This window comes from Xenorhabdus bovienii, from assembly GCF_024721015.1.
In the GTDB taxonomy this organism is placed as follows: Bacteria; Pseudomonadota; Gammaproteobacteria; order Enterobacterales; family Enterobacteriaceae; genus Xenorhabdus; species Xenorhabdus bovienii.
Genome location: NZ_JANAIF010000042.1, coordinates 1 through 16,960, shown reverse-complemented (window position 1 = coordinate 16,960; position 16,960 = coordinate 1). Strand labels below are relative to the sequence as shown.

The following is a 16,960-nucleotide window of genomic DNA, read 5'->3' as shown; positions in this document are numbered from 1 at the left end:
TCAGGAGACACCGGGCAAGATGAGTCGTCGAGTTGCCACAATTACCTTAAATCCAGCTTATGATTTAGTTGGTTTATGCCCAGATATTACCAAGGGAACGGTTAATCGCGTACAGACCGCAGGGTTGCATGCTGCTGGTAAAGGGAACAATGTTGCGAAGGTGCTGCGTGACTTGGGCATTGATGTCACGGTCAGCGGTTTTCTGGGACGAGAAAATCAGGAAGGATTTCAGCAGTTCTTTAGTGAAAACAATATGGTAAACCGCTTTCATTTGGTCTCAGGCCGAACTCGTATCAATGTGAAATTGACAGAAAAATACGGTGAAGTGACGGATTTCAATTTTTCAGGTTTCCATGTGACAGCAGAAGAATGGAACTATTTTGTCAGTGATTCTCTCGACTGGCTGGGGCAGTGCGATATGGTGGTGGTCAGTGGTAGTTTGCCAGAGGGCATTTTACCGGAATCATTTGCGGATTGGATGCTGCAATTGAAACAGCGTTGCCCCTGTATAATTTTTGACAGCAGCCGGGAAGCTTTTGTTGCTGGTCTGGAGGCGTCACCGTGGCTGGTAAAACCTAATCGTGATGAGTTGGAAATTTGGGCTGGTAAACCATTACCTGACTTGGATAGCGTGATTAATGCCGCCCATGAATTGCGTAATAGAGGGATTGCCCATGTCGTCATTTCATTGGGAGAGCAAGGGGCGTTATGGGTCAATGCTTCAGGCGCATGGCTGGCAAAACCACCGCATTGTGAAATAGTCAGTACTGTTGGGGCTGGGGACTCGATGGTGGGAGGATTAGTTTACGGCTTATTAATGCGTGAAACCAGTGAACATACTTTGCGTCTGGCAACCGCAGTTTCTGCACTTACGGTCAGCCAGCCGAATGTAGGGATCAGGAGCCGCACTGAACTTGCATCAATGATGTCAAAGATCGAGCTGACTTCTTTTAGGTAATCAATTCTGTTGGGATTTCAGCCAAGCAATTTCCTGATCCCAGATGCCTGGATTGATCGTTTCAAGAACCAATGGAATGCCATTGAAACGGTCATTTTTCATAATGTAGCTGAATGGCGTATTGCCAATATTGCCTTCTCCAAGGCTATGATGGCGATCAACACGACTGGAAAATTCGCTCTTGGCGTCGTTGAGATGCATAGCTCGCAGGTACTTGAACCCAACAATTTTATCGAATGCCTCGAAAGTTGCTTCGCAGTCTTTTTCCGTGCGTAAGTCATAACCTGCCGCAAAAGCATGGCAGGTATCAATACAGACACCAACACGGTTTTTATCTTCAACACCTTCAATAATGGCTGCGAGTTGTTCAAATTTGAAGCCGAGATTGGTTCCCTGACCGGCAGTATTTTCAATGACAGCGGTTACACCCTGTGTTTTGTCCAGCACGATATTGATAGACTCGGCAATTCGGGCGAGGCATTTATCAATATCGATTTTTTTGAGATGACTTCCTGGATGGAAGTTAAGTAAATCAATGCCTAGTTGTTCACAACGCTGCATTTCATCAAGAAAGGCGGCGCGGGATTTTTCCAGCGCTTCCGCTTCGGGATGACCAAGGTTGATCAGGTAACTGTCGTGGGGAAGAATTTGTTGGCTGCCATAGCCATAACGTTCACAATTGGCTCTGAACTTATCAATGACATCTGCCGATAACGGTGGGGCATGCCATTGGCGCTGATTTTTCGTGAACAAGGCGAAGGCGGTTGCCTGTAACTCATGCGCTCGGATCACCGCCTGATCAACACCACCAGCAGCGCTCACATGGGCTCCAACAAATTTCATATTTTTTCCTCTTCTAATTTTGTTTCACTATTATGGCATTGTTCATCCTGCCAATAAAATCTCTGTCAAAAACAGAGAATGCAATTTGACGCTTGTTCCCACTTAACCCAATAAACGTTGGATTCCTTGATTGACTATTAATCCTCCAGCCATCAGCCAGATAAACAGGAAGAATGCCAGCAGAATCGGCTTAATTCCAGCCTGACGAATGGCGCTGACATGAGTCGTTAAACCTAATGCAACCATTGCCATTGCTAGCATGATGGTATCGGCGGTAATGATATGTTTGATAAGGGAGCCAGGTAATAAATGAAAAGAGTTTAGGCCTGCCGTAGCAATGAAAAATATAGCAAACCACGGAATGCTGATTGGGGATTTTTTTTGATCATTGCCAAAGTTTTTAGCCTCTATCCGACTAATAAAACCAGAGAGCAGTAACAGAAAGGGGGCCAGCATCATGACACGGATCATTTTGCTGATAACGGCTGCATTCTCGGCATTGTTGCCTAATGTATGCCCAACAGCAACGACTTGAGCGACTTCGTGAATCGTTGAACCAGAGAAGATGCCGAATGTTTCTTGAGAGAAAGGAAGCCATTGGTAATGGGCATTGAGTTGGTAAAACCATGGATAGATAAATATTGCGAGCGTCCCGAAAATTACCACGGTAGAAACTGCAACGGCTACTTTACTGGCAGATGCCTTGACCACTGGCTCGGTTGCTATGATGGCTGCGGCTCCACAAATACTGCTCCCTGCACCAATCAATACTGCGGTTTGACTATCCAACCCCAAAAAGGTACGTCCAAGCCATAAAGCAATGAAAAAGGTGGAAGAAAGCATAATGGCATCAATCAGTAACCCTGTTGCACCAATATCTGTGATTTGTTGGAACGTTAGACGAAAGCCGTAAAGGATGATACCAGCGCGTAGCAGGTAGTGTTTAGCGAAATGAACCCCTTTATCACAAGTGGGCTTCAAGAGAGGATAAAGCGTATTTCCGACAATAAACCCCAAAAGAATGGCAAGTGTCAGGGCACCTAATCCCATATTGATAAACCACGGCATGCCGCCTACATGGATAGCTATTGCAGTCAGAACTGCGATCAGTGTGAATCCGGGAATTAATATCAGTATCGGATTGTGCTGGGATCTGTCGATTTTGCCAAGTTGACTTTCAGACATTATTGCTACTCATATTGCTTATGTATTTTAAGAATAAGCATATGCCAAGCTTTTTAATCAAAAAAATTGATAATATTTATATATATAACCAGTAAAATAGATTAATTAAGTGTGACTTTTGTTAAGTTGCTTAATACTGTCTAGAATCAAGATTATCTTAAACTTTTATTTTTGCTTCCCGCGAGGCCATATGCGTATCACTCTGAGACAACTGGAGATTTTTGCAGAAGTTCTGAAAAGTGGTTCAACGACACAGGCTTCTCAGCATTTAGCGTTATCACAATCTGCGGTGAGCGCTTCACTGACGGATCTCGAAGGGCAATTGGGTGTGAAGCTTTTTGATAGAGTGGGAAAGCGGTTAGTGACCAATGAACATGGCCGTTTGCTGTATCCCAAAGCATTAGCATTACTTGAACAGGCTGGTGAAGTAGAACAGCTTTTTAAACTGGAATTGGGAGCGCTGCGGTTAGCGGCCAGTAGCACCATTGGCAATTACATGTTACCTGAAATGCTGTCGAAATATCGTCAGGACTATCCTGATACACCATTGGAATTGAATATCAGTAATACCGAAGATGTCATAAAGGCGGTTGTCGAATTTCGCGTCGATTTAGGATTGATTGAAGGCTTATGTCACAATCCTGAATTGATTACCCAACCGTGGATGGAAGATGAATTGATGATCTTCTGCTCACCGAAAAATTCACTTTCACAGCGTGACTTTACTGTGGAAGATTTGATTAAAGAGCCTTGGATATTGAGAGAGAAAGGTTCAGGTACAAGGGAAGTGCTGGATCACCTTTTGTTCTCGCAAATGCCTCGATTCAATATTGCGATGGAATTGGGAAATTCGGAAGCGATTAAACATGCAGTTCAATATGGTATGGGTATCAGTTGCCTTTCGCGGCGGGTCGTCCAAGAGCAATTGAAAAATGGCACATTAGTTGAGTTGGTGATCCCTGAACTGAATCTTTATCGTACACTCTATCTGATTTATCACCGTCAGAAACATATGTCCAATGCACTACAAAAATTGTTGAGCTATTGTAAATAATAACGATCTAGTATGCCTACATGGAACTAGTAATACGAAAATAATCGTGTAGCTTATAATCGGCGGTCAATTATGAGGGTATCTTATAATCGCTAATCGCCGCTATTCTCGAGACGGGGATTTGTTACAATTCCACATTAGAACTACTTTCAATGATATAGGGATAGAATGTCTCAAGAACAAAGCACACCAAGGGATCAGCCTCCAAGAACCCTGCGCCGTGAATTAAAAGCACGACATATGGCGATGATTGCCATTGGAGGGTCAATTGGCACAGGGTTGTTTGTTGCTTCCGGCGCAACAATTTCACGGGCTGGTCCTGGTGGAGCCTTACTTTCCTATGCATTAATTGGCCTGATGGTTTATTTCTTGATGACCAGCTTGGGCGAATTGGCAGCTTACATGCCGGTTTCGGGTTCATTTTCAACCTATGGCTCCAAATATGTTGATGAAGGTTTTGGCTTCGCGTTGGGATGGAACTACTGGTATAACTGGGCCGTTACGATAGCTGTTGACCTTGTGGCAGCACAGTTGGTCATGGGGTACTGGTTCAATGATGTGCCAGGTTGGGTATGGAGTGCGTTGTTCCTTGGCATAATTTTTCTGCTGAACTTCATTTCTGTTAAAGGTTTTGGTGAAGCTGAATACTGGTTTTCCCTGATCAAAGTCTCTACGATTATTGTCTTCATTATTGTTGGCATCTTGATGATCATCGGTATCATGAAAGGCACTGAAAGTGCAGGCTGGCAGAATTGGCAAGTGGCTGATGCGCCATTTGCCGGTGGGTTTGCTGCCATGATTGGGGTGGCAATGATTGTCGGTTTCTCATTTCAGGGGACCGAACTGATTGGCATTACAGCAGGGGAATCAAAAGATCCGGCGAAAAACATTCCACGAGCTGTACGCAAAGTATTCTGGCGGATCCTGTTATTCTATGTTTTTGCCATTTTGATTATCAGTTTGATCATTCCTTATACTGATCCCAACTTATTGCGTAATGGTGTGAAAGATATTAGTGTCAGCCCGTTCACGCTGGTATTTGAAAATGCGGGGTTGTTATCTGCGGCTGCGATGATGAACGCAGTGATATTGACGGCTGTGCTTTCAGCGGGAAATTCGGGGATGTATGCTTCTACCCGCATGTTGTTCACGTTGGCGAGGGAAGGTAAGGCCCCAAAAATTTTTGGTCATTTATCAAAAGGAGGCGTTCCACGTAACGCACTTTACGCGACTACCGTGGTTGCAGGGTTGTGTTTCTTCAGCTCAATGTTCGGCAACCAGACGGTATATCTGTGGCTATTGAATACCTCAGGTATGACAGGGTTTATTGCGTGGCTTGGGATTGCAATCAGCCACTACCGTTTCCGTAAAGGCTATATCGCACAAGGGCGGGACTTGAATGAGCTACCCTATCGCTCAGGTTTTTTCCCTGTCGGGCCGATTTTTGCGTTTGTGTTGTGTTTGATGATCACATTAGGGCAGAACTATCAGGCATTTTTGCAAGATAATATCGATTGGTACGGTGTCACTGCGACTTACATCGGTATTCCGTTATTCCTGATTATCTGGTTCAGCTACAAACTGAAAAAGAAAACTCGGTTTGTTAAATGTAGTGAGATGGAATTCCCATCGTTAAAACTTACAGGTAATGAATAATTTGTTAATAAACATCAACAAATTGATATTTATTAATTAACTTATTATTATTTATATATTACAAAAAACCGCCTCTTCTGTGATGAAATTGGCGGTTTTTATTTGTCATGGTATTACGGGAAGAATATAGTCAGTAAATTGTGGCGATCCTGAATTAATCGCATTGATAAGTATTCTTATTTGCTTTATTGTTAGCGCCATAATTGTCGTATGAAGAGGCTAACTAAAGTGAAGTTTGTATTTCGAGCAGTCGTGAAGAGTATAAGTATCAGTCTACTGGCAAGCTCCGCTATGATGGCGAGTTTTTCATCTTGGGCTGAAACAGTCACGGATGTTGCTGGGCGTACTGTTGAAGTGCCTGAAAAAGTCAATCGTATTTTGTTGGGAGAAGGGCGTCTATTCCATTCCCTTGCATTATTGGAAGGAGACAAACCTTTAGCGCGTATCGTTGGCTGGCAAGGTGATTTCCGTAAACTAGACCCACAAACTTACTCTATTTATAAAGCTAAATTCCCTGAAATTGATAATATTCCCCTGATAGGTAACACCAGTGCTGACAGTGTCAGTTCTGAAAAAGTTCTGACGCTTAACCCTGATGTCGCTATTTTCGGCTTGTCTGGGCATGGGCCAGGAAAAAACAGTGAGCTGGTTAAGCAGTTGGAAAAAGCAGGTATTCCTGTTGTTTTTGTCGATTTCCGCAACGACCCTTTGAAAAACACATTACCGAGCATTCGCATGCTGGGTAAAATGCTGCATCGTGAAGAGCAAGCTAACGCTTACGCTGATTTTTATGAAAAAAATCAAAAATTAGTCACCGATATCACTGACCGCATAGCGGAAGCTCAGAAACCTTCAGTCTTTATTGAGTTGAGAGCAGGTTCCAGTGAAGATTGCTGTGGTACGGCAGGTAATGGCAACATGGGGAATTTCATTGACTTGGCTGGGGGCAAAAACATCGCTAAAGATGTATTGCCGTCACCGTTGGGGATGATGAATCTGGAAAAAGTGATTGTCGCAGATCCTTATATTTATATTGCGAGTGGTGCCCAGGATCCGGGTGATAAAGATGAGGGTGTTCAAATGGGTGCCCAAACGTCTGCGGATATTGCCCGCGCTGGACTGAAAACTATCACTGCACGTAAAGGCATCAATACTTTGACCGCAGTGAAAGAAGGGCGTAGTTACGGTATCTGGCATCATTACTACAATTCACCTTATAACGTTGTGGTGACTCAGGTCTTTGCTAAATGGTTCTACCCTGAAAAATTTGCTGACCTAGATCCACAGCAAACATTGAAAGAACTTCATAATAAATTCTTGGCTGTTGAACCAGCAGGCACGTATTGGGTCAGTGAGAAGTAAGCAGTAAACGGGTAATAAAAATGAGTGTCACTACCGAACCTATGCCAATGGTGAAACAACAATTGAGTGAGTACGATGTAAAAGCACGCTATCGTCATATTTTGCATCGACGTACTGCATTGATATTATTTATTATTTTTGTGATTGCAGCTTCTTTGGTACTGGATTTTACAATGGGGCCATCAGGGTTATCACTGCAAGCCCTTTGGCAGACACTGGTTTCGCCGGAAAGTGTTGATGCAGGAACGCGGGTGATCGTTTGGGACATTCGATTACCCTATGCTTTGATGGCGGTAGTCATTGGCTTGTCGCTTGGGTTGGCAGGTGCTGAAATGCAGACTGTCCTGAATAATCCACTGGCCAGTCCATTTACCTTGGGCGTTTCCAATGCCGCCTCATTTGGCGCAGCACTGGCCATTGTGCTTGGCATTGGTATCCCAGGAATACCGGATCAATGGCTCATCTCTGCCAACGCCTTTATCTTCGCTTTACTGGCTGCCTTGATGCTTGATGGAATTACACGCTGGACAAGAGTGGCAACGTCTGGCGTTGTGTTGTTTGGCATTGCGATGGTGTTTACCTTCGAAGCGCTGGTTTCTATGATGCAGTTTATCGCTACAGAAGACACTTTACAGGGGCTGGTTTTTTGGACGATGGGTAGCCTTGCAAGGGCTACATGGGAAAAGCTCGGCATTATGCTGCTGGTATTTCTCATGATTATGCCTATCTCAATGATGAACTCTTGGAAACTGACAGCATTGCGTTTAGGTGAAGATCGTGCAGCCAGTTTTGGTATCAACATCAGCCGTCTTCGTCTGGGAACATTGCTGCGCATCAGTATCCTAACCGCACTGGCGGTAGCGTTTGTCGGTCCGATTGCGTTTATCGGGCTGATCGCCCCTCATATTGCCAGAATGATGTTTGGTGAAGATCACCGTTTCTACTTACCTGCGAGCGCATTGATTGGTGCATTAGTGTTGTCGATGGCGTCTATTGCATCCAAAAACCTGATCCCCGGAATTATCATACCGGTGGGCATCGTCACATCGCTGATTGGTGTTCCGTTCTTCCTGAGCATTATTTTACGGCATAAGGGAAGTATATGAATCAGGGACTGAAAATCAACCGACTTACGGCCGGGTATCCTAAGCATCCGGTGATTGAAAATCTGAATGTCAAGTCATTGCCTAGTGGTCAAATCACGGTATTGCTGGGGCCTAATGGCAGTGGAAAGTCCACACTTCTTCGTTCATTGGCGGGGCTTAATAAAGCTAGAGGTGAACTGTTGCTCAATGGGCAGGATTTGATGCAGATGAATTTCGCTCAACGCGCTCAGGGTGTAGTTTACCTGCCTCAGTCGTTGCCGGAGGGGGTTCATCTCCATGTACTGGAATCCGTGATTGTTGCCCAGCGAGCATCAGGTGGTGTAAGCAGCAAACAATGTGAGAATGAAGTCATGGAACTGTTACGTCAGCTTGGCATTGAACATTTGGCGCTCAGCTATCTGGATCAATTATCAGGCGGACAGAAACAGTTAGTGGGATTGGCTCAATCATTAATCAGGCAGCCGACACTGTTATTATTGGATGAGCCATTAAGTGCACTGGATTTAAATTACCAATACCATGTCATGGATTTAGTGGCACGTGAAACTCGTCGTCGTAATATTATTACGGTTGTTGTTGTTCACGATATTAATATTGCATTGCGTCATGGTGACCATGTATTAATGCTGAAAAAAGGCGAGTTAATTGCCGAAGGTACACCTGAACAGGTGATTACACCAGATAGTCTGGCGCAGGTTTATGGTGTTAAAGGCCGCATTGAGCGTTGCTCTCAGGGAGTGCCTCAGGTATTAATTGATGGTTTAGTGACGGAATTGGCTAATTAGAGTAATAAAGAGAAATAGATAGTTTTATTAAAACTAAAGCTTAATAAATATAACACTGACAGGGATAAATAATTATCCCTGTACTTTGAGCGCATATCGATTATCCATATTAATTATTAAATAATTTTATTCTGCCTTTTGGAGAACTGGGAATGGCTGTTTTTGTAAAAAGAAAAATCGTATTGGGAATTATTGCCGCTATTTCATCCGGCACAGTCTTGGCTGCCAATAATGGTGAAGACAAAATTGTTGTAACTACAGCAGCAGGTTTCCAGCAAAAGATTGAAGATGCACCCGCTTCTATTTCGGTAGTTAGCCGTGAACAGTTAGAAACGAAATCTTATCGTGATGTCACGGATGCACTGAAAGATGTACCAGGGGTAGTTGTGACTGGTGGTGGCAGTAGTAGTGATATCAGTATTCGTGGTATGGCTTCAAAATATACTATGATTCTGATTGATGGTAAACGTGTTGATACTCGCAGCACCCGCCCAAATAGTGATGGTTCTGGTATCGAACAGGGATGGTTGCCACCATTAGCATCAATTGAACGTATCGAAGTCGTGCGTGGGTCGATGTCCTCTCTTTATGGTTCTGATGCTATGGGCGGCGTAATCAATATTATTACCCGTAAGGTACAGAAAGAGTGGCATACCAGCCTGCGTGCAGATACTACTCTGACCGAACGTAAAAATTCAGGTAATAGCTACCAAACCAGCGCTTATGCTGCGGGGCCATTAATTGATGGTTTGTTAGGATTGAAAGTCAATGGCCTGTTTTCTCATCGTAATGAAGATAAGTTTATTGGTGGCTTTAGAGAGCAGGAAATGCGTAATGGTGCAGCAACGTTCTCTTTGACACCTGATGAACAGAATACTTTCGAATTTGAGGCTGGGCGTTATGAGCAGGATCGAGACTCAACCATTGGTAAAACTCGTGATTGCCAGCCAAAATCTTGTAAAGATGACATAAGCCGCTATAAACGTAATAACTATTCGATTTCCCATAATGGCGTTTATGACTTCGGTACAATGACTTCTTATGTTCAGAGGGATGAATCGCATAACCCTGAGCGTGAAATGAAATATAACGATACGTTATTTAATAACCAAACTACGTTTATATTAGATGATCATACGTTAAGTGTAGGAGGACAGTATCGCTATGAAGATTTACGAGATACTGGTAATAAATTAAATTCAGCAAAAGATGTTAATAAATTAACACGTTGGAGTTGGGCATTATTTGCGGAAGATGAATGGCAAATGACCAATGATTTTGCTCTGACGGGTGGTGCTCGTTTAAATAAAGACGAAAACTTTGGAGCACATTGGACGCCTCGTTTGTATGGTGTATGGCACGCAGATGAACAGTGGACGATCAAAGGTGGAGTTTCTACTGGTTACCGTTCACCTGAATTGCGACAGGTTGCCCCTAATTGGGGACAGACAACGGGTGGTAGCAATCTTAAGGGAATGATTATAGGGAATTCGGATATTAAACCAGAGAAAAGTGTTAGTGAAGAGATTAGTGTTATTTGGAATAATCAAGATAACTTTAACGTTGGTGTAACTGTCTTTAATACAGACTTTAAAGACAAGATCACTGAGGTTGGAGAGTGTGATAAAGATACTGAAAATCCATGTAAACCAACAGGTGATATTACTTATGATTTTATCAACAAGCGTACAAACTTGGATAAAGCGAACATCCGTGGAATAGAAGCCACCCTGAATTGGGATATCGTAGAAAACTTGTCCTTAGCCGCAAGTTATACTTATACCGAGTCGGAGCAGAAAAGCGGTAAGTATAAAGGTCAGGCATTGAATAAAATGCCAAAACATATGGCCAACGCTACCTTGAACTGGCAGGCACTACCAGAAATGGATACGTGGACTCGCGTTAATTTCAGAAGTAAATCAACAAATTATGTATATCGCTCTGGCGTGAAGAATGGTACACCATCTTACACTTTCGTTGATTTGGGAATGACCTATAACTTGACGAAGAACTTGCGTGTATTAGGTGGTATCTACAACGTCTTTGACAAGCGCGTTACTGAGAAAACCCACGATGCGGTACTAGATGGCCGTCGTTATAACATCGGCATTAATTATGATTTTTAATTAATACTTCGGTTTTTTATTAGTATTAATCATTATAATTAACATTTAAACGTAATATTAAATCAACCTTTCATCAGTTCTATGATGAAAGGTTGAACCTTTTGATATCACAATTAAATAGCAAATAGTTTCCTTCTGTGCTAAAAATTTATTAAATTCCAAACAAGGAATATGATAGCGTTAAGTTTCTGCACAGGTTCAGTGAAAGCCTATTCCATCAGGCTCTCCGGTATTGTAAAAAATAATGAATTTTTAGTGTGATAGCTCTTGCTATTTCTAAGCGTGAAATGCAAAATGCGTGCACTAAAAAATAGCTGGTGTGTAAATATACACCAGTTATTTTTTTGCTTTGAGTTATTTTTTACAACACCAAGAGGCCGGATTTTGTTCCGGATCGATACTGACCATAAGCGGCCATTATAAGAACGGGCTGCTGTACTGAGGAACGCAAACATGGAGCAATTATTTACTTTTGCACTTGTGCCAATTGGCGCTTGCTGCTGCAACGATGATTATGGGGCATGGTCCTCCGTCAGTTCGCTGTCTTCTAATAACTCTTCTTTCTTTTCTGTCTATAGACAGATGCGAAGTCTACCCACTAACTATCGATTAAGTAGTTGTATTAGTACCCAGATCGAAGTTATGGGGGGTTTCGCTCATGTCGCATAATACTACTCTCACACTTGACACTAACCAAACCAGTGCCAACAATCGTGTTCAACTAAGAAGAACACTGACCCTGTTTCAGGTGGTCATGATGGGGCTTGCCTACATGCAGCCAATGACTATCTTTGACACTTTCGGCATTGTTTCCGGATTGACCAGCGGACACGTTGCGACATCTTATGCTCTCGCGCTGATCGCCATTTTATTTACAGCATTGAGTTACGGGAAACTGGTAAAACGCTTCCCATCAGCAGGATCTGCCTATACTTACGTACAAAAATCAATAAATCCCCATCTTGGGTTTATGGTAGGTTGGTCATCATTGCTGGATTATCTGCTTATGCCGATGATCAATATTCTACTGGCGAAAATTTATCTTCAGGCTCTTTTCCCAGGCATTGACCCATGGATTTTCGTGGTCACGTTGACAATACTGATGACGATTTTCAACCTGAGCGGCATTAATGTAGTCGCGAATCTCAATGGTGTTATTGTGATTGTTCAGGTTGTCGTTATGTTGGTACTCGTCGGTTTTTTGGTTCATGGTGTCTACAATGGAGAAGGAGTTGGAACATTATTGAGTATTCAACCGTTCACGTCAGATGAAGCGACGTTGATTCCAATGATCACTGGCGCGACGATACTCTGCTTCTCATTCCTCGGGTTTGACGGTATCAGTTCTCTGTCAGAAGAAACACCTAATGCTGGAAAGGTGATCCCTAAGGCGATCTTCATGACTGCATTAATCGGTGGGGCTATCTTTATTACAGTATCTTATTTCTTACAGCTTTATTTCCCTGATATTTCTCGGTTTAAAGACCCAGATGCCTCTCAGCCAGAAATTATGCTGTATGTTGCTGGCGCTCTGTTCCAGTACATTATTCTTATGTTCTCCTGTGTTACGGTAGTGGCTTCAGGAATGGCAGCACATGCAGGTGTATCCCGTCTGCTCTATGTGATGGGGCGTGATGGTGTACTGCCTGAAAAAGTATTTGCTTATATTCACCCAAAATGGCGTACCCCATCAATTAATGTCATATTGGTTGGGATTGTTGCTCTGTCAGCGGGTTGGCTGGATTTGGTAACAGCAACCGCATTGATCAACTTCGGGGCGTTAGTCGCATTTACTTTTGTTAATCTGTCAGTGATTTCGCAGTTCTACATTCGTGAAAAGCGTAACAGCACACTGAAAGATACGATTCACTTTTTGCTCCTGCCAGTTCTTGGGGCTGCGACAGTGGGGGTATTATGGATGAATCTGGAGTCAAGTTCGATGAAGTTAGGTCTAATTTGGGGAGGAATCGGTATTATTTATATGTTCTTCCTGACCCGCAGTTTCCGTCAGCCAATGCCACAGTTCACTGAATCAGTGTAAGCTTTATTCGTATATTTATTTATAAAACAGCATCTTAGGGTGCTGTTTTTAATTGAAATAAAAAAAGAATATCAATGGCATAAAAATCACCAAAAGGCGTCATATAATAAATATCAACTGTGCCATGCGTGATTTCATTAAGAGCCTATATATCTAGCGCTAAGTAAAGGTAAGAAAACCATTATGAATGATGCTAAAAGTCCTCAAAACCAGCAACTCATTACAATTCTCACTAATATTGTTGGATCTTCTCATATTCTCACTGAACCTCGAAAAACAGAACGTTATCGCAAAGGTTTTCGCTCTGGACAGGGAAATGCCCTTGCTGTTGTATTTCCGGCTTCATTATTAGAGCAATGGAAAGTGTTCAAAGCCTGTATTTTAGCTGACAAAATTATTTTAATGCAGGCAGCTAATACCGGATTGACGGAAGGTTCCACACCTAACGGTGATGATTATGACCGCGATATTGTTATTATCAGTACACTGCGGATGGATAAAATACAGGTTCTTAAATCAGTCAATCAGGTCATTGCATTTCCTGGAAGTACATTGTGGCACCTGGAAAAGGTCTTGAAACCGTTAGGTCGTGAGCCTCATTCTGTTATTGGCTCTTCCTGCATTGGTGCGTCAGTTGTTGGGGGGATCTGCAATAACTCTGGCGGCTCTTTGGTCCAGCGTGGCCCAGCTTATACAGAAATGGCACTGTATGGCCGTGTGAATGAGAAGGGGCAAGCTGAACTGATTAATCATTTGGGTATATCGTTAGGGAATACGCCAGAAGATATTCTGACTTGCTTGGAAGAACAGCGTTACCGAGCTGAGGATATTCAGTTGGATGACCGAGTTGCTTCTGATCATGAGTATGAGCAGCGTGTTCGAGATATCAATGCAGATACCCCATCACGTTTTAATGCAGATGAGCGTCGGTTGTTTGAAGCCTCTGGTTGTGCAGGTAAATTAGTTATTTTTGCTGTCCGTTTGGATACTTTTCCTGCACAGTCTTCTTCTCAAGTTTTCTATATCGGTACCAACCAACCTGAAGTATTGACAGAATTACGCCGACATATATTAGCTAATTTCCAGCATTTACCGATTGCTGGCGAATATATGCATCGGGATATTTTTGATATCGCTGAAGGGTATGGTAAAGACACTTTTATCATGATTGATAAACTGGGTACGGATAAAATGCCAATGTTTTTCAGCCTGAAAGGGCGTATAGATGCCATGTTTAGCAAAATTCCTTTTTTGCCATCACACCTGACAGATCGCGTAATACAGGGCTTGAGCCATTTATTACCTTCACATTTGCCCGCACGTTTGAAAGAGTACCGAAATCGCTTCGAACATCACTTGATGTTAAAAATGTCTGGTGAAGGCATAAAAGAAGCTAGTGAGTGGCTGGAAAGCTACTTTAAACAAGCCGAGGGAGAATTTTTCGCCTGTACGCCAGAAGAGGGCGCAAAGGCATTTTTACACCGTTTTGCGGCGGCGGGAGCGGCTATTCGGTATCAAGCTGTTCATAGCAATGAAGTTGAGGATATTTTGGCATTGGATATTGCCCTGCGCCGCAATGACCACGAATGGTTTGAGCATCTACCGCCAGAAATTGATGAAGCATTGGTACATCGTTTGTATTACGGACACTTTATGTGCTACGTATTCCATCAGGATTACATTGTTAAAAAAGGCACAGATGTTCATACACTGAAAGTAAAAATGCTGGAGATCCTGAACCAGCGAGGAGCAGAATATCCTGCTGAACATAACGTTGGCCATTTATATCAAGCTAAACAGCAGCTTAAACAGTTTTATCAGATGACTGATCCCACTAATACTTTGAATCCGGGTATTGGCAAAACCTCCAAGCTGAAAAATTGGGGAAGAGAGGACGGAAAGTGTGATTGTTAGCTTTCCGGTCATCGACATGGTTAAACTATAATGATGCTGGAGTGATGATAAAAAAAGACAAAATAGAGCATCTTGTCTTTTTCTTTTTCCAAAATAAGCCAGTATGATGCGGGGCCGTTAGCCAGCCAGCTGAACTGCATAATCAACCAGCGCTTTTAACTGGCGGCACTTTTCTTCATCAGATTGATATTCAACAAAGAGCTGTTCAATGGTCGCAAGATATTGGCTGATACTTTCCTGTGTCAATATCTCCCGGCGATAATATAGCCAGCGCTGTTGTTCATCATAATCCAGCGTTGCCGGATAGTTTCTGGCGCGGTAACGGAACAGGAGTGTTTTAATACGTGGATCCTGAAATGTTAAATCCAGTGCAGGTAAGTTTTTGGGTGCGGTTTCACGGATAATTTCCATCGCGGTTTTATCGGCATCACTGAAAAAACCGCTATACAGCTTGGCATCGACATTATCGGACTCAGGGAATTCCTCTGGTTGAGAAAATAGCTCAACCACTTTTTCCCTGATTTGCGGATTACTGCGCAATATAACCAGATTTTTTGCACATTGATCGCGATTCAATCCCACTCGTTCCGCATCTTCTGTCCGTAGCGTATTTTCAGGAGCAATAATCGGACATTTATTGATATGCATCAATTTAATGGGTACTGGAGCTTGGCCCGGCTGTAGTTCATTACGCCGGGTATACAAGCGCTCGCGCAATTCGTCTGCGCTAAGTTCTAGTAACGGGGAAATATCACCAGCCAAATCACACATGATGACCGCATTGCGGTTTGTCGGGTGCCATGCCAAAGGTGCTATAAGGCTGATATTGCTGCGCAGAGTTCCGAACATTCCTGATACATGAACCAGTGGCTTCATTTGCGGAATATCAATCTGGTTACTGACCTTCTGTTTGTTTCTTAATTGGAAAAAATAATCAAACAAGCGAGGTTGGGCTTTTTTTACCCGTTTTGCCATCGCAATAGTGGCATAAACATCGGACATGGCATCATGAGCCTGAGTATGTTCCACTCCGTTGGCTTTCGTCAGGTTTTCTAGCTTAAAACTGGGCAGACCATCCTCATTTTCTGGCCAGATAATGCCTTCTGGGCGCAGGGCATAGCAGGCACGTAATACATCAAGCAGATCCCAGCGGGAGTTGCCTTTTTGCCAGCTATAAGCATAAGGATCGTAAAAATTGCGATAAAAGATATTTCGGCTGACTTCGTCATCAAAACGAATATTGTTATACCCGATAATACAGGTATTGGGCTTGCTGAACGCTTCATGGATCTGGCGGGTAAATTCGGCCTCATTGACCCCTTTTTTTAATGCTAACTGTGGTGTAATCCCCGTGATCATCACAGCTTCAGGATCGGGCAGATAATCGTCAGTAGGCGAACAGTACACCACCAAAGGCTCTTCGATGATATTAAAATCACTGTCGGTGCGAATTCCCGCAAACTGGGCTGGGCGATCTAAGGCAGGGTGCTTGCCGAAGGTTTCATAATCATGAAAATAGAAAGTGGGGTTTTTATCGTTACTCAAGGTAATTCTGCGTCCGTTGGTTATTGGTTTAATTAATTTAATTTCAATGTGTTATCTTATTTTTTGTGTATTGATCATGTTGATAAAAGTTTTATTGCACGGTTTAGTTTATGACAAGTTGTGTACTAAATCTTTGGTTTCTACGATGCAAAAAGATATGGTAAACCATATTTTGGACAATCTGAACTCTCTAATGATATAGGGTGAAAATCGTTGATTATCATTTCACATGTTTCTAATGCGGAGAAAAGTCTCTTTTCGGATAGGTACTGAAACCTCTCATGGCAGCGGAAACTCTTGGTCATCAGATGCTAGATGGTGTCGTCATGAGAAATTTCGTGCAATAATAATGCCCCACCATTCCATCATAAGAGTTGATTAACCA

General features: G+C 42.9%; 12 protein-coding genes. 9 read left to right on the top strand and 3 right to left on the bottom strand.

Going from position 1 to position 16,960, the window contains the following annotated elements:
- The first annotated feature begins 19 nt into the window (after nt 1-19).
- Nucleotides 20-958, top strand: coding sequence for a 1-phosphofructokinase (gene fruK, locus NXS07_RS12180; RefSeq protein WP_038224126.1), 939 nt, complete (start codon nt 20-22; stop codon nt 956-958).
- On the opposite strand, the gene nfo is transcribed toward fruK, so the two are convergent.
- Nucleotides 959-1,801 (bottom strand): deoxyribonuclease IV, encoded by an 843-nt coding sequence (gene nfo, locus NXS07_RS12175; protein WP_038224124.1) that lies wholly within the window; start codon nt 1,799-1,801, stop codon nt 959-961.
- Nucleotides 1,802-1,903: 102 nt separating this feature from the next.
- Nucleotides 1,904-2,986, bottom strand: coding sequence for a YeiH family protein (locus NXS07_RS12170; protein ID WP_258086834.1), 1,083 nt, complete (start codon nt 2,984-2,986; stop codon nt 1,904-1,906).
- Between the two features lie 190 nt (nt 2,987-3,176).
- Here NXS07_RS12170 and yieE point away from each other — a divergent pair, with 190 nt between their 5' ends.
- From yieE to dld, 8 genes are all read left to right on the top strand, one after another.
- A complete protein-coding gene (gene yieE / locus NXS07_RS12165) occupies nt 3,177-4,040 on the top strand; it encodes a DNA-binding transcriptional regulator YeiE (protein ID WP_038193020.1) in 864 nt (287 codons plus the stop codon).
- Between the two features lie 168 nt (nt 4,041-4,208).
- Nucleotides 4,209-5,696, top strand: coding sequence for an amino acid permease (locus NXS07_RS12160; protein WP_258086833.1), 1,488 nt, complete (start codon nt 4,209-4,211; stop codon nt 5,694-5,696).
- A gap of 228 nt (nt 5,697-5,924) precedes the next feature.
- Complete coding sequence (locus NXS07_RS12155) at nt 5,925-7,058, top strand: ABC transporter substrate-binding protein (protein ID WP_308686608.1); 1,134 nt, start codon at nt 5,925-5,927, stop codon at nt 7,056-7,058.
- Between the two features lie 20 nt (nt 7,059-7,078).
- A complete protein-coding gene (locus NXS07_RS12150; RefSeq protein ID WP_038193025.1) occupies nt 7,079-8,164 on the top strand; it encodes a FecCD family ABC transporter permease in 1,086 nt (361 codons plus the stop codon).
- Nucleotides 8,161-8,949 carry an ABC transporter ATP-binding protein gene (locus NXS07_RS12145; protein WP_038193026.1) on the top strand — a complete coding sequence of 263 codons (789 nt, stop codon included), beginning with the start codon at nt 8,161-8,163 and terminating at the stop codon, nt 8,947-8,949. The genes NXS07_RS12150 and NXS07_RS12145 overlap by 4 nt, the downstream gene beginning before the upstream one ends.
- 152 nt (nt 8,950-9,101) lie before the next feature.
- Complete coding sequence (locus tag NXS07_RS12140) at nt 9,102-11,075, top strand: ligand-gated channel protein (RefSeq protein ID WP_258086831.1); 1,974 nt, start codon at nt 9,102-9,104, stop codon at nt 11,073-11,075.
- Between the two features lie 658 nt (nt 11,076-11,733).
- Nucleotides 11,734-13,116: an APC family permease gene (locus NXS07_RS12130; RefSeq protein WP_258086830.1), complete on the top strand. Its 1,383-nt coding sequence runs from the start codon at nt 11,734-11,736 to the stop codon at nt 13,114-13,116.
- A gap of 183 nt (nt 13,117-13,299) precedes the next feature.
- Complete coding sequence (dld, locus tag NXS07_RS12125) at nt 13,300-15,030, top strand: D-lactate dehydrogenase (RefSeq protein WP_038207682.1); 1,731 nt, start codon at nt 13,300-13,302, stop codon at nt 15,028-15,030.
- A 117-nt stretch (nt 15,031-15,147) separates the two neighbouring features.
- On the opposite strand, the gene sbcB is transcribed toward dld, so the two are convergent.
- Nucleotides 15,148-16,575, bottom strand: a complete 1,428-nt coding sequence (gene sbcB, locus NXS07_RS12120; protein WP_038212840.1) for an exodeoxyribonuclease I — start codon at nt 16,573-16,575, stop codon at nt 15,148-15,150.
- Nucleotides 16,576-16,960 lie beyond the last annotated feature (385 nt).